This is a genomic window from Oceanobacillus iheyensis HTE831 (assembly GCF_000011245.1).
GTDB lineage: Bacteria > Bacillota > Bacilli > Bacillales > Amphibacillaceae > Oceanobacillus > Oceanobacillus iheyensis.
Genome location: NC_004193.1, coordinates 1,681,914 through 1,697,262, shown reverse-complemented (window position 1 = coordinate 1,697,262; position 15,349 = coordinate 1,681,914). Strand labels below are relative to the sequence as shown.

General features: G+C 35.7%; 13 protein-coding genes. 2 read left to right on the top strand and 11 right to left on the bottom strand.

Annotated features, from left to right (window positions below; all coding sequences use genetic code 11):
- Positions 1-7: 7 nt before the first annotated feature.
- The 11 genes from OB_RS08555 to OB_RS18405 form a co-directional block, all read right to left on the bottom strand.
- Positions 8-1,849, bottom strand: a complete 1,842-nt coding sequence (locus OB_RS08555; RefSeq protein ID WP_011066054.1) for an assimilatory sulfite reductase (NADPH) flavoprotein subunit — start codon at positions 1,847-1,849, stop codon at positions 8-10.
- 119 nt (positions 1,850-1,968) lie between these two features.
- Entirely contained in the window at positions 1,969-2,691 is a 723-nt protein-coding gene (locus OB_RS08550) for a phosphoadenylyl-sulfate reductase (protein ID WP_011066053.1), read from the bottom strand.
- A gap of 518 nt (positions 2,692-3,209) precedes the next feature.
- On the bottom strand, positions 3,210-4,547 hold the full coding sequence (gene glnA, locus OB_RS08545) for a type I glutamate--ammonia ligase (RefSeq protein WP_011066052.1): 1,338 nt from the start codon (positions 4,545-4,547) through the stop codon (positions 3,210-3,212).
- Between the two features lie 89 nt (positions 4,548-4,636).
- On the bottom strand, positions 4,637-5,011 hold the full coding sequence (locus OB_RS08540; RefSeq protein ID WP_041544526.1) for a MerR family transcriptional regulator: 375 nt from the start codon (positions 5,009-5,011) through the stop codon (positions 4,637-4,639).
- A 138-nt stretch (positions 5,012-5,149) separates the two neighbouring features.
- On the bottom strand, positions 5,150-6,388 hold the full coding sequence (locus OB_RS08535) for an aminotransferase class I/II-fold pyridoxal phosphate-dependent enzyme (RefSeq protein WP_041544136.1): 1,239 nt from the start codon (positions 6,386-6,388) through the stop codon (positions 5,150-5,152).
- A gap of 5 nt (positions 6,389-6,393) precedes the next feature.
- Entirely contained in the window at positions 6,394-7,635 is a 1,242-nt protein-coding gene (gene hflX / locus OB_RS08530; RefSeq protein ID WP_011066049.1) for a GTPase HflX, read from the bottom strand.
- Between the two features lie 44 nt (positions 7,636-7,679).
- A complete protein-coding gene (spoVK, locus tag OB_RS08525; RefSeq protein ID WP_050750242.1) occupies positions 7,680-8,549 on the bottom strand; it encodes a stage V sporulation protein K in 870 nt (289 codons plus the stop codon).
- A gap of 376 nt (positions 8,550-8,925) precedes the next feature.
- Entirely contained in the window at positions 8,926-10,140 is a 1,215-nt protein-coding gene (locus OB_RS08520) for an ISL3 family transposase (protein ID WP_081427511.1), read from the bottom strand.
- A 512-nt stretch (positions 10,141-10,652) separates the two neighbouring features.
- Complete coding sequence (locus tag OB_RS08515; RefSeq protein ID WP_011066046.1) at positions 10,653-11,072, bottom strand: hypothetical protein; 420 nt, start codon at positions 11,070-11,072, stop codon at positions 10,653-10,655.
- A 13-nt stretch (positions 11,073-11,085) separates the two neighbouring features.
- Positions 11,086-11,283, bottom strand: coding sequence for a hypothetical protein (locus tag OB_RS08510; protein ID WP_041544135.1), 198 nt, complete (start codon positions 11,281-11,283; stop codon positions 11,086-11,088).
- Between the two features lie 134 nt (positions 11,284-11,417).
- Positions 11,418-11,612 carry a hypothetical protein gene (locus OB_RS18405; RefSeq protein WP_011066045.1) on the bottom strand — a complete coding sequence of 65 codons (195 nt, stop codon included), beginning with the start codon at positions 11,610-11,612 and terminating at the stop codon, positions 11,418-11,420.
- 450 nt (positions 11,613-12,062) lie between these two features.
- Here OB_RS18405 and OB_RS08495 point away from each other — a divergent pair, with 450 nt between their 5' ends.
- Positions 12,063-13,565, top strand: coding sequence for a solute symporter family protein (locus OB_RS08495; protein WP_011066043.1), 1,503 nt, complete (start codon positions 12,063-12,065; stop codon positions 13,563-13,565).
- Entirely contained in the window at positions 13,562-15,319 is a 1,758-nt protein-coding gene (locus OB_RS08490) for a LytS/YhcK type 5TM receptor domain-containing protein (protein WP_011066042.1), read from the top strand. Before OB_RS08495 ends, OB_RS08490 begins: the two co-directional genes overlap by 4 nt.
- The last annotated feature ends 30 nt before the right edge of the window (positions 15,320-15,349 follow it).

Below are 15,349 nucleotides of genomic sequence, written 5' to 3'. Positions count from 1 at the left end.
ACTTATTTCAATACACGTCTCGTTGGTATCGTTTCTGTTTTCGCATATCAGTCAAATATGCTTCTGCTTCCTCAAAACTGTATCTTCCTTCCTTTTGAATAATTGTTGAAAGCATTTGGTGAACATCATTTGCCATATACTTTTCATCTCCACATACATAGATATTTGCTCCATCTTGCAACCATTGAAAAAGTTCCTTGCTATGCTCCAACATTCGATGTTGCACATACACTTTATCCGCACTGTCTCGCGAGAAGGCCACATCCATCTTGGTCAGTACTCCTTTTTTCAGCCAGTTTTGCCATTCTACTTGATAGAGAAAGTCAGTGGCAAAATGCTGATCCCCATAAAATAGCCAAGTTCTGCCATTTGCTCCTATTTCTTCACGTTCCTCTAGCAGGGATCTGTAGGGTGCCACTCCTGTGCCAGGTCCAATCATGATTACAGGTGTATCAACATCATTTGGAAACTTAAAATTCGGATTACGATGGATGTATATCGGCAATAGATCTCCAGGGGTTACCCTTTCCGCACATTGTCCAGAGCAAACACCAGCCTGTTCTTGCCTGTTACCTGTATAAATGGCTTTTGCGACAGTGATATGTACTTCATCCGGATTTGCTCTAAAACTGCTTGAAATAGAATACAATCTTGCCGGCATTTTCCTTAGAATCTGAATAAATTCTTCTGGTGTCATATCCACTGGCGGATAATCCGTAATTAAATCGATGACATCCCTGCCTTGGATATAGGCTTTTTGTTCTTCGACTTTTTCCGGCGTTACAAGATCCTTTAGATTATTATTATTGAAATACTGTGCAGCTTTTTCCAATAAAGGTTTTGTGATTCTAGATATTTCAAAATTGGTCAACAATGCTTCTCGTAACGATCGTCTTTCTCCTTGTTTGTTAATCGATACACTTCCTTCAGGTTCGAAATTCAACCCAGTGATAAGCTGCTCCACCATATCAGGATTATTTTTAGGATAAATACCGAGACTGTCCCCTATCTCAAATTCAAAATTTGCATCCTCAATAGATAACTCCATATGATACGTCTCTTTATTGGATCCTTCACCATTAAGATTCAAATTCTCCAACACTTCCGCGTGGAATGGATTCGTTCTTGAATAGACTGGACCTTCCGTATCAATTTCTGTAGAGGTCTCGGATAACTCTGGATCATGCGCGGATTTTGCTTTAGATAATTCATGAAGTACGCCGTCTATCCATTCAGCTGCCAGGTCATCAAAATCCACATCACAATCTACTCTCGGATAGAGCCTATCCCCTCCTAACTCTTCTAAACGATTATCAAACTCCTTTCCAGTCTGGCAAAAGAATTCATACGACTGATCACCAAGTGAGAGAACAGAGAACCTAACATCTTTCAGTTTCGGTGCTTTTCTACCATGGAGAAATTCATGAAAAGATATTGCATTCTCAGGAGGATCACCTTCACCATGCGTTGCTGTAATGATGAAAATATCCTGCACTTTCTTAAGATCCTTCGCTTTAAAGTTATCCATAGAGGAAATAGTGACTTTAAAATCTCTTGATTCTACTTTTTCTCCCAAGTCCTTTGCAATTGTCTCTCCATTTCCAGTCTCTGAACCATAAAGAATGGTTACATCCCTTAACTTTGTTTCATTGACTGGCTTTAATGACTGTTCATGGGCTAAAATCGGATTGGTTGATTGTTGGGCTTTGGTATCACTGTCAGCTAACTGTTTAGCTGACAGGTAACCACTTAGCCAAATACGCTGACTCTCCGTTAACGTCGGTAGTAACTTATTAAGATAGTCAGACTGTTCTTTATTAAACGGACTGTTTGTTTCTTGTAACAGCAATATATTCCACCTCACGTTATAGATACATCAAGTAATTTTTAATTTCATAAGTTTACATATCAATTTACTCGGATTTTATAAAAAAGGCATCTTCTTAAAAATAAAGAACTTTCCAGTAATTAATCGGAAGTATGGAGACCACATTCCGTCTTTTGGGTACCCGCCCATCTTCCTGCACGTGAATCAGAGGAATCACTCACTTGGGAAGTACAAGGAATACACCCAATACTCGGATATCCATTATCATGTAATTCATTGTACGGTAAGTTATTGTCTTTGATATACTCCCATACATCGTCCCACGTCCAATGAATTAAGGGACAAACTTTGATAGATTTAAACCGTTCATCTTTGTTTATAAAATCTGTTTTGCTTCTTGATACGGACTGTTCTCTCCGTAGACCAGATATCCATGCTGGTGCACCACTTAATGCATCCTCTAATGGCTTAATTTTACGAATATAACAGCATTGGTCTGGCTGACGCTTCCATAAAGCTGAACCATGTTCGGCTGCCTGCTCTTCCAACGTTAAATCAGGCTTCTTGATATGAATGTTGAGTGTTGGGTATTTCACTTTTATATCTTCTATCAGGTCATATGTTTCCTGAAAATGAAGATCAGTATCAAGAAAGACAATATCAGCATTCTTTTGTGTCTTCGAAATGAGATCGATCAGCACCATTCCTTCCGCTCCAAAGCTGCAAGCATATACGATATCCGTTCCATATACTTCATAAGCCCATTGCAATATTTTTGAAGCACCATTCGTCTCATCGTCAGGAAACCAGTCTTTATATGGATCCTTAACAAAATTACTATAGGTAACTGAATAGCCACCCATTTAACATCCCTCCTAGACGTTATAATACATGCAGATTGAATTCGGTTTAATCGCGTCTTCTCTTATGAATATAATTCATAGTAATACAATGTGAATTGTATGCATTTTACCGCTAAAAAATAACAAAGTCAACAGTAAATTTAAAAAAGTTTGATAATTAGAAATAAATAACTACATTGATTTCGAGAACTGCTTTCCATTAAAACGGCTTATTTCCTATATCTTAATAACTTATTGATAAAATAAATTTAATTTTAAATTCGAATAATTTAACAAATAAAAATTAAACCCAAGTTTTTTAATTATATTCTGATTGATTTAATATTGTTCAGATACACAAATATTTACTTATTGGATTAGATGCATTTTATAAGTACATTTCATAAAATACAAAAAAGATACTGACAAGCACGATAAGTACTTTGCCAGTATCTTCAAAATGTAATAATAATTGTCGGGTAGAAAGAATCTACTAACTCGGAATTACCCAACCTGTGTAATACACTTTTTTATCAAGATTAGTAATTTGATAAATATTGTTCACGTTCCCAAGGGTGTACAGTTGTACGGAACATATCCCATTCAATTTCTTTTGCTTCAATAAAGTGTTCGAATAGGTGTTCACCAAGAGAATCAACAAGAATCTTATCTTTTTTCAAGTTTTCCATCGCATCTTTCAATGTTGCCGGAAGATCTTGAACACCATTAGCTTCACGCTCAGCTTTATCCATAACATAGATGTTGCGATCTACAGATTCTGGAGCTTCTAAACCTTGTTCAATACCATCTAATCCTGATGCAAGTAGTACTGATAGAGCCATGTATGGGTTAGCAGCCGGATCTACACTACGCACTTCAATACGTGTACTTAGACCACGAGAGCTTGGAATACGAATTAACGGACTACGGTTAGAACCAGACCAAGCAACATAACAAGGTGCTTCATAACCTGGTACTAGACGCTTATAAGAGTTTACAGTAGGGTTAGTAACTGCTGTAAAGTTTGTAGCGTGCTTAATGATACCAGCAATAAACTGATAAGCAGTATTGCTCAACTCTAGCTCACCACTTGTGTCGTAGAATGCATTTTCTTTCCCGTTGAATAGGGACATATTCACGTGCATACCAGACCCGTTTACACCGAATAATGGTTTCGGCATGAAAGTAGCGTGCAGATTATGCTTTCTAGCAATAGTTTTAACTACTAGTTTAAAAGTTTGGATGTCATCGGCGTGTTTTACAGCGTCCGAATATTTAAAGTCAATTTCATGCTGACCTGGAGCAACTTCGTGGTGAGAAGCTTCAATTTCAAAGCCCATTTCTTCTAATTCAAGTACGATATCACGACGGCAGTTTTCACCCAAGTCCGTTGGTGCAAGATCAAAATAACCACCATGGTCATTTAGTTCAAGAGTTGGTTCACCTTTTTCGTCTAATTTAAATAAGAAGAACTCTGGTTCTGTACCAATATTGAATGCATCAAACCCTAACTCTTCCATCTTTTTAAGGTTACGCTTCAAGTTATAACGTGGGCAACCTTCAAACGGAGTACCATCTGGATTATAAATATCACAAATAAAACGTGCTACTTTACCTTTTTCAGAAGTCCAAGGAAATACTACAAAAGTATCCAAATCTGGATATAACAACATATCAGATTCTTCTATACGTACAAAACCTTCAATACTAGACCCGTCAAACGTCATTTTATTATCTAGAGCCTTATCTAGCTGGCTGTATGGAATCTCCACGTTTTTAATTGTTCCTAGCATATCCGTAAATTGTAATCGAATAAACTTAACGTTTTCCTCTTTAATTTGCTTGATAACTTCGTCTTTCGTAAATGACTTACCCATTCGTTCTCCTCCTATAAATTAAATTAGATTTTTATGATCAGAAAAAATCTTACTACGCTACATTTCGTAACAATCATTTTTCTAATTTACTACTGATGTTGGCTCGTAAAGAAACGAGCTAATTCTCCTTGACGTATACTTGTTTTCCCCATTCTTCCAGCTTCATTCAATTCATTCCTTAGAATAGTTCGAAGTTCCCTGTCAGATATGTTGCTGTCATTTTTTTTAGATGTTTCTTCCGTTTTTCTACCTTCAACTAACAGCAATTTAATTCCTGCCATATTTAAGCCTTTATCGAGTAAATCTTTTATTTCAAGTAAACGGTCAACATCATTGAATGAAAACAAACGTTGGTTTCCCTTGGTTCGTTCGGGTGCAATTAATTCATTCTCTTCATAGTATCGTATTTGGCGTGCTGTCAATTCTGTGAGTTTGATAACAATACCAATAGAGAATAAGGGCATGGAACGCCGATCTTTATCATTCAAAAGATGACCCCCTTTTCATTTATAATCCTATTATATTCAACGTCAGCTTATATGTCAAACAAATGTTAGTATTTCTAACATGAAATTGTCTGTCCCTTTACTTTTTCCCTAATTTCAAGAAACTAAACCCTTATCTTTTAAGGATTTCACCGCTTCTAATAGCGCAATTTTAACATGAGTATAAGTTAATCCGCCTTGCACATAAGCAGTATAAGGTGCACGAATTGGGCCGTCAGCAGAAAGCTCGATACTGGACCCCTGAATAAATGTCCCGGCAGCCATGATGACTTGATCTTCATATCCTGGCATATCACTTGGATATGGCTTTACATAAGAGTTGATCGGAGAATTTTCTTGTATAGATTGACAGAAAGCAATCATTTGATCTGCTTCGTCAAATATAACTGTTTGAATTAAATCGGTTCTCTTTTCTAAATACGACGGAGAAGTATTAAATCCTGCTAACTCTAAAAATCTAGCAGTTAAAATCGCTCCTTTTAACGCTTCTCCAACCGTATGCGGAGCCAGGAAAAACCCCTGGTACATCTCTTGTAACATCCCTAATGACGCTCCGGTTTCTTTACCAAGCCCTGGTGCAGTTAAACGATTAGCGCAAAGGTGAATTAACTCTTTATTTCCAGCAATATATCCACCTGCGCGGACCAAGCCCCCACCAGGATTCTTAATGAGTGACCCCGCCATTAAGTCTGCTCCTACATGGAGTGGTTCCTTTGTTTCCGTAAATTCTCCATAGCAATTATCAACAAATACGATAACAGACGGATCAATTCCTTTTACAAATTGAATCATTTCACTAATTTGGTCTACAGTATAAGACGGTCGTTCATCGTATCCTTTCGAACGTTGAATAGCAATTACCTTCGTATTGCTTGTCCAACTTTCTTTCACTTGCTTGTAATTCACCGAACCATCAGCAAGTAAAGGAATTTCACGATACCCGATATTAAAGTCATGTAACGACCCTTCTTGTTTTCCAGGCTTCCCTATTACTTCTTCCATTGTGTCGTATGGCTTGCCAGTAATATAAACTAGCTCATCCCCTGGACGAAGTACACCAAATAAAGCAGTCGTAATAGCATGTGTTCCAGAGACTAATTGAGGTCGAACGAGCGCGTCTTCTCCCCCAAAAACTTCCGCATAAACCGCTTCTAAAGAATCTCTTCCAATATCATCGTATCCATACCCTGTCGTTCCTTGGAGATGGCTATCACTGATGCGATGATGACGAAATGCATTAAGCACACGCTTTTGGTTAATTTCTACATTTTTTTGTATATCTTTTTGCTGTAATGAACAATCTTGTTCTGCTTGTTCTATAAGTGATTCCATCATGATGACTATTTCCCCTCTACCAAACGATTTAAAGGATGATTGTGTCTTACAAAACCTTGTACAACATATTCTTCCTTGTCCTCATTAAATTCTCTGTTTGTTATTAATGTCTCTGTTTTTAGCCGATAAAGTAAATCTCCTTTTTCTGGATGTACGTGAGTAGTATAAAAATTCCATTCTTCTTTTAAAATAGATTCAACTTGTAACATCATATGTTGAAGATCATTTTCATCATATGCACTAACTAATACATTCGGAAATTGATTCGCAATAAAATCTTCCCCTTGTATTAAATCTTTTTTATTATAAACCGTAAGCATCGGAATATGATTTGCATTAAGTTCTTCCAATAATTTTTGCACTGTCTTTTGCTGTTGATTCAAATCAGAATCTGATGCATCAACCACATGTAATAAGAAGTCTGCCTCAGCAACCTCTTCTAAGGTGGATTTAAATGCTGCAATTAACGCTGTAGGTAAATCCTGAATAAATCCAACGGTATCTGTAATCAAACAGATCATATCCGATGGTAACTTTACTCTTCTTGTTAACGGATCGAGTGTAGCAAATAATTGATCTTCTTCTAATGAACTGCTCTTGGTTAATCGATTAAAAAGTGTTGATTTTCCAGCATTGGTATAACCAACAATTGCGATTTGAAATACATCATTTGCTTTCCTACGTTGCCTATATTGACTACGTTGTTTTACCACGAGCTGCAGGCGACGTTTTATATCATAAATTCTTCGTTCAATGTGACGGCGATCAGTCTCTAGCTTGGTTTCACCTGGCCCTCTTGTTCCTATACCTGCACCAAGTCGAGATAATTGTGTACCTTGTCCATGCAAACGAGGAAGCAAATACTCCAATTGCGCTAGTTCTACTTGGAGTTTCCCTTCCTTGGTTTGTGCACGCATTGCAAATATATCAAGAATTAACTGACTACGATCAAGCACTCGAACACCAAACTCATCTGATAAGTTTCGAATTTGACCCGCAGCTAATTCATTATTGGCAACAACAATGTCAATATCTTTATCCTCTACAATTTCACGAATTTCTTGTAACTTTCCTTCCCCCATATACGTAGCAGGGTGAATACGGTCGCGCTTTTGAGTGATTACCTCTTCGACCGTACCACCAGCTGTTTTACATAACGAGACAAGTTCATGTAGTGAAGATTGGAATCGAGTATCGTCTTGTTTTGTTTGATTTACGGCAATTACTAATACTTTCTCTTGCGTCATATATGAACCTCTTTCTTGTGTTTTTCACTGTTATTAGTATACCCTTATTCTATATCTAACAACATATCTTCTCCAGTTAATAACATTAAGTCGTTTGAACTGTAATTATCCTCCGATAATAAGCGGACTGCATGAAGGCGTATCGCACGTTCAATCACATTACGGACATAGCGAGCATTCGAAAAATTAACACTACTGGCGCGAACTTTTCTTGCTAAATGATTTCTGAGCTTCCATTCTGCTTCTCTAGTAAATTTGTATTCTCGCTCATCTACCATGCGTTTTGCAATTTCCATCAGTTCTTCGACATCATAGTCATCAAACTCTAATATAAATGGAAATCGTGATTCTAATCCAGGATTAAAAGTCAGAAACCGCTCCATCTCATATGGATATCCAGCTAAAATAAGCACTAAATCTTGATGCTGATCCTCCATATGTTTGACAAGTGTATCAATTGCTTCTTTTCCAAAGTCCTTCTCTCCACCACGGGAAAGTGAGTACGCCTCATCAATAAATAATACTCCGCCCATAGCACGCTGAATAATTGCTCGTGTCTTTTGTGCTGTCTGGCCAATATACTCTCCTACTAAATCTGCACGTTCCGCTTCAATAAAGTGACCTTTGGATAAGATATTCATTTCATAATAAATTTTTGCAAGCTTACGAGCTACCGTTGTCTTTCCCGTACCAGGATTCCCTTTAAACAACATATGAAGCACTTGTTTTGAATCTTTTAACCCTGATTCTTTACGTTTCTCATTAATGAGTATACTCGCATAAATTTCTTTAATTGATGTTTTTAAGTCCTTTAGCCCAACAAAAGAGGAAAATTCTCTGTCGACTAATTGTAAAGGACTGTTCATTCGTTTCGCTACTGTTGTACGTGATTCTGCTTTTGGTTGTTCCATCATCTTTTGATCTTGTAAGATGATATTTATTCTTCCGTTTTTATACCCTTGAACCTGTGCCAACCAATCATCACCCCTTACTCTTTAACAGTATACGCAAACGCCCAAAAGGGGTGACAAATGCCCAGCATTTATTATGTATTAATGTATTTAATAATGAATCGGTTTTTATTAGCATATCATAATTTTCAAAAGAAATTTATTGAGAAATGTAACTAAACGAAGAGTTTTATTTTGATAGAGGGATTATTTGGCAAAGAGGCATCAAGAGCGACAGAAATCAAATTGAAAAATAATAGGAAATCAACACCCTGTAAAAGCAATTATTCTGGTTCTAAGTCAAATGTTGGGGTGAGCAATTAGCTCACTCCTATTTATATTAAACCACTTTCTTTTTATATTGATGATGTAATAGTATTCTTGCTCGAAAGCGATCGAATCGCTTAAATCCAAATGCATTTCGTTTTATAACCTTTGTTTGATTGTTGATTCCTTCGATATAACCATTATGTAAATCAAAGGCAAAACTATTCATAATTTCTTTTTGCCAATTGTGAAAGGTTTCTTTTGCTTTTAGGAATTCCGGCAGCCCTGCATTTTGCACAAGTTCATAAAACTGATAGAGATACTTTTTAGTATTTTTTAAAGCATTAGGGCCGTTGGCCTTGGCTAGTTGAAACCAGACATTATACGCTTCTTTTAACTCATGGGCGCGTTTTAAATCTGGTGACATGTGTAAATAGCGATCTAAATACCATTGTTGCTTTTTCGTTAACTTCGATTGCTTTTTATAAAACACATGTCGCATACGTTTACACTTCTTCCGATCATAATCATGAAACTCTCTCTGTACACGAATTCTCACTCTTTCTAAAGCCCAATATATATATCGTGTAAAATGAAAACGATCGGCGATAACAATGGGGTGCCCTAATGCCTTATCAACAGCTGCTTTAAAGGATGGACTCATGTCCATGACTACAAATTCTACCTTCTCACCATGCATTCTTAGATAATCCACTAATGTATCTTTTTTACGATCTTTTAAAATCTCTAAAGGTTTTCTATTAATCGGATCAGCTATAACCGTTTGATACTTCTCGTTCCCTGCATCCCCTTTATACTCATCAATCGCTATCACTTTAGGCAATGCTTGTGTTTCCTTCATCTTCGATGCAGTAATCTCATCAAATCGACGCATAATGGTAGTTGGCGATGTATGAAAACGTGTCGCCAAGTCTCGAAAGCTTTTTCCATGAACAAGCTCTAATGACAATACTTGATTAAACTCAATGGATTGTCTTTTATAACGTTTGACTAAAGGGTTTCTTTCAAAGAATCGCTTTCCGCAGAAAAAGCATTTATATCTTCTCTTTCGGTAAAAAATAATCGTTTGCCTTCCGAATATGCTAGGATGACGGACTTTCTGCGTACGATAATCATGTACCTTGTTTGTCCACTCTCCACACTGTGGACAACGATGAGAGGTTTTCTCCAACTCCCACCTAATGTAATAAATACCTTCTCGTACTTCTGTATCTAATATATTTCCTTCTTCCAACCCAGGTAATGTTATGTTAGAATTCAATTGCACGCATCTCCTTTTTGGTTTGTTTAGTGGTTTAAACAATGATAACAAAAATAGGAGATTGCGTGTTTTTTATTTTTCTTTTACCCCAACAAATATTATAGAGCCATTATTCTTAAGTGGATTCAAAATGAAACAGAATCGTTACATATTTAAATTCCTAAAGTAAGTCTGATAGCACAATTCAAGCAAATCTTCTTTAAAATAATCAGGAAAAGCAATTATCCCATATCCTGATATCTATTTAAGATTGGAAGTCAAGGTAAAGATGTTGAAAGAATATAACATGCGTGCCAGAGGTGAGGATTGACAGTAAAACAGAGATTGCAATTAGAAGATTATCAAAAGACGCATAGGTTATTAGTGGATAAAACTTTGAAATAAAATATTTTAATCTATCAATAACTCAAGATTTCTAAGAACCAAAATTCACCAAAAGGAGCTAACAGTGTACTTAGCTCCTTTTTTCATTCTTCGAAGCTAAAATTCATGGTGTATGAGATTACTAGAATGCTATTTTACTGTGACACTATCCCATCAAATAACCATAAATGAGAAGTGTCTTTGTGGCCAAGATCTCGTTCAAACTTCATTTTCACACCAGTTCCTTCAGAATTGGCAATCGAAATTAAATTGCCTCTATCCGCCATAAGTTTAGCAGAAAGTAATCCGATTAATCCAATAGGTTGAAATCCTGGGATCATACTAATTAACCCACTCATAAACGTATTATTTGATGACTGTTGAGATACATGCACCGCTGCTTCCGTGGCATCACAAGAGTTAAGATAAATATACTTCACTTGAACTACTTCGGACTTATCTGTCACCTCTTTGGATACCCCTTGGCAATTATCTGCACTAACACTTCCGAGTGCACTAAAGTTTAAACCTACAATAACTACTGCTATCACAAATACAGTAAATAGCTTTCTCATGCATACCACCTTTCTAAGATTTTTGTTTGTTGTCTTTCATATATACTATCATCACTAATGTGCTGATAGAAAAATTCAGGAAACCAAGAACCATAAGGTAATTAATGTTGATTGGACTAATTACAAAATGGACAAAACCAATGATGACTGTAAGGGCTATCATGAAAAACCAAATTTTTAATACTGCTTTTTTGTTTTCTAGAATATTCATTTTAAAACCACCTTTAAAAAATTGAATATTATTATTTGTTTTTTCATTTTTTTCTTATATTATTACAACTCTTACCTAATGTCCACTAGTGTAAACTCGAAAACTCAGAATTTAATCTCTGTGAAAACTAATTGTTATATTAAGGAAATAAAATACATCCCTATAAAATGTCCTGTGAATTTTAAAAAATTCCTTATCACAATTTCCTCAGTTATCTCACTCAATTTCTTTAACCTAACAATAGAGAAAAATTCTCTATCGACTAATTGTAAAGGACTATTTATTTGTTTCGCTACTGTTGTACGTGATTCTACTTTTGGTTGGTCCATTCTTTCTTTTTTGTTTAATCTTCTTCCTACACATCTCTCCTTTATCCTATTATTTTTTAACATCGTTTAAATTTTTTAAATATTGACTAAAATTAATGCATTAACTTATACTTATTTCATATCACCTACTATTAGAGTACTATAAAAGTGGAAAGCGGTGTTATCGAATGGGAAGAAATACCGAATCGCATTCTAATATTAGCCGATTAAAAAATGATGTACAATTGCAACAGAAAAGACAACGATTTCATATTATTGTTGCAATTATTTTCCTTGCTATATTTCTATCTGTGCCACTTATTATTTCACTTATAGATTTGTATATTTCGTTCGTTTGGATCTTTATTTTTTCCTTTTTCCCACTTACTTGGATCATTGGTTGGCTTTATTGGAGAAGGATGAATAAATAGACATAAAGCTAAATTCAATATCCTTTAAAGGAGCCTTATAATGAATCTCACTTATTTCATTTTCTTTTTAGCTATTGTTGCAGGCACATTAATCATGACGCATTGGGCAGCAGAGCGAAGTAAAACTACAGAACAATTTTATATTGCTAGTGGTAGTTTAACAGGATTTCAAAATGGACTAGCTATTGCTGGAGATTATATAAGTTCTGCTTCCTTTTTAGGTATTATTGGATTGATCGCCTACTACGGATTTGATGGTTTTTTATATGCAACTGGCTTCCTTGTTTCCTACATTATTTTACTTCTACTAATTGCTGAGCCCGTACATAACTTGGGTACATATTCCGTTGGCGATGTAGTAGCTTCACGATTTTCAGGAAGAAATATGCGGTTGTTTGTGGCAACTACTGGGATTATCATTTCGATCTTATATTTAATTCCACAATTAGTAGCTTCTGGTTTATTAATACGATTGTTATTAGGAGTAGATTATATTTCTTCGGTTTGGATTATTGGTATTCTCATGACTATTTATGTTGTGTTTGGGGGTATGGTTGCAACCTCATGGGTACAAATTATAAAAACGGTGCTCCTAATGTCGGGTACATTGATGTTATTGTTTATTTTATTATCATGGATTAATTGGGATATCTCATTTTTAATAAATCAAGCATCCGTTAATAGTCCACTTGGTGAGGATTTTTTCTCACCTGGTAATTTACTACATAACAATATTGAAATGTTTTCTCTTGCGTTAACTTTAATTTTGGGCACTTCTGGTCTTCCCCATATTTTAATACGTTTTCTTACCGTAAGAAATGCTAAAAATGCTCGTCTCTCAGCAATTTCGGCGACTTGGTTAATAGGCTGTTTTTACTTAATGACATTAATTTTAGGAATTGGTGCCATTAGTCTTGTTAGTTGGGACGCATTGACACAGTCGGATTCAACAGGAAATTTAACTGTGTTCTTATTAGCAGATGTGTTAGGCGGAGATTTTCTTGTAGCTTTTGTTATGGCAATTGCATTTGCAACCATTATTGCAGTTGTTACGGGACTTATTTTTGCAGCCACTTCTTCTTTTGCACATGATATTTACGTCCATTATTTGAATAAACAAGATGCCAGTGAAAAGAAAAAATTACTCGTCGCTCGATCAACAGCAGTAATTATCGGGGTTATTTCTATAGGACTTTCAATTAGCTTGGAAACTACAAACGTCGCATATTTAGTATCTTTAACTTTTTCGCTTGCTGCTTCTACGATATTTCCTTTATTAATTTTCACCTTTTATTGGAAGCGTTTCACAAAAATCGGAGCCTATGTTGGATTATTTTCTGGGTTGATTATTTCTGGAGCATTATTTCTCTTCGGTCCTGAGGGAGCTAATTTAATTCGCCTTAATAACCCTGGAATTGTTGCGATACCAATTGGATTTTTAGCTTGTATTGTTGGTTCTTTTCTAGACTCAAATGGTGATCGTGGAAATTATCAAGAAATGTTAATAAGGATTCACACCAGGATTGGAGTGAATAAATCTTGATAGAACTAACGATAGTCTTATTCCAACGTATTGGTTTGTTATTATTAATGGCTTTTATCTTAACGAGAATACCTCGATTTCGTTCATTGCTAGATAAAGATATTACGTTAAAAACAGTTATCTATCATTCTCTTATATTTGGATTAATAAGTATTATTGGAGCACATGTTGGAGTTGTTATGATAGGTAATGAGTTAATCATGCAAGCTTGGATTATAAATGTTGCAGAAAATGAAGTCTTAATAGGGTTTAGTATCGTTGTTGTGATGATTGCCGGACTACTTGGCGGACCATTTTTAGGATTAGGCACAGGAATGGTTGCCGGCTTATATATCATTTTTTTAGGTGGCGGAGGATGGGTTGCAAATAGTTTGATTAATCCTTTAGCTGGCTTATTAACTGGATGGGCTGGTCAATTCTTTTCAGATGATCGAGTAATGTCCCCCAATAAAGCACTCTTTATCGGGATATTCCCCCCTGTTTTACATATGGGATTATTACTTATTATGCTGCCTGACCAACAAATTGGTGTGCAAATTGTAAATACAATCGGTATTCCCTTAGTAGTTACTAACTCGATTGCACTGACTATTTTTACGATGATGATACGTTTAGCCTTAAATGAAACAGAACAAGAGGCTGCTTTAGAGACTAATCGCGCTTTAACAATTGCCGAGAAGGCACTTCCTTTGCTAAGTGAAGAACCAGGTACAATGAATGCTCGTAAGATGGCTAAGTTACTTTTTAAAGAATTAGATATTGCTGCTATATCGATTACAAACCGAACAACAGTATTAAGCCACGTCGGATTAGGAGATGATCATCATCAACCTGGTGAGCCATTAAAAATGCGACTTTCTAAAAAAGCAGTTAAAGATGGGAGAATACAGATTGCTTATCATCAAAGTGATATCCAATGTGGTGTAGAAAATTGTAAGCTAAAGACAGCCATCATGGTACCTATATACCGATCAGGCGAAGTAATCGGTTTAATTAATCTATATTACCGACATTCACAACAAATAACAGCAGTCGAAATAACGTTAGCAAAAGGTTTAGGAACAATTATTTCCAATCAAATAAGCGGACTTGAAGCAGAAAAAATGAAGAAATTACTAAAGGAAGCTAAAATGCGTAACTTACAAGCCCAAATAAACCCTCATTTTCTGTTCAATACATTTCATTTAATTCATAGCCTATTACGGGTAGATGCAGAAAAAGCAAGACACATTCTCGTACAATTAAGTCAGTTTATGAGAGCAAATTTAAAGATTGCAAGTGAATCCCTTGTTCCGCTTCATAAAGAACTGGAACATTTGCAAGCATATTTAGAAATCGTTCAAGCTCGATTTCCGGATCAAATATCGACTTCTATTCATGTAGACGATTATTTGTTAGATATCGAAATTCCACCAGCCACCCTACAACCTCTTGTCGAAAATAGCATTCAGCATGGTTTATCTCTGTCTACATCTAAAGGGATACTTACCATCAATATAACGAAGACAGATAATAATGTCTCGATTGTATTATTGGATAATGGGCAAGGTTTTGAAGAAAAGTTACTTCCAATACTGGGGAAAAAACCATTACATCAAAATGAAAATAAAGGGAATGGAATTGCACTGTATAATATAAACCAACGCTTAATAAGTTTATTAGGAGAAGATAGTCAACTTCATATTCAAAATACAGACAAAGGAAGCATGGTCCAATTTATACTACCATATCGTAACTGTAAGAAAATCATGTGATCATGCAATAAAATTGAGGAGGTGTATATA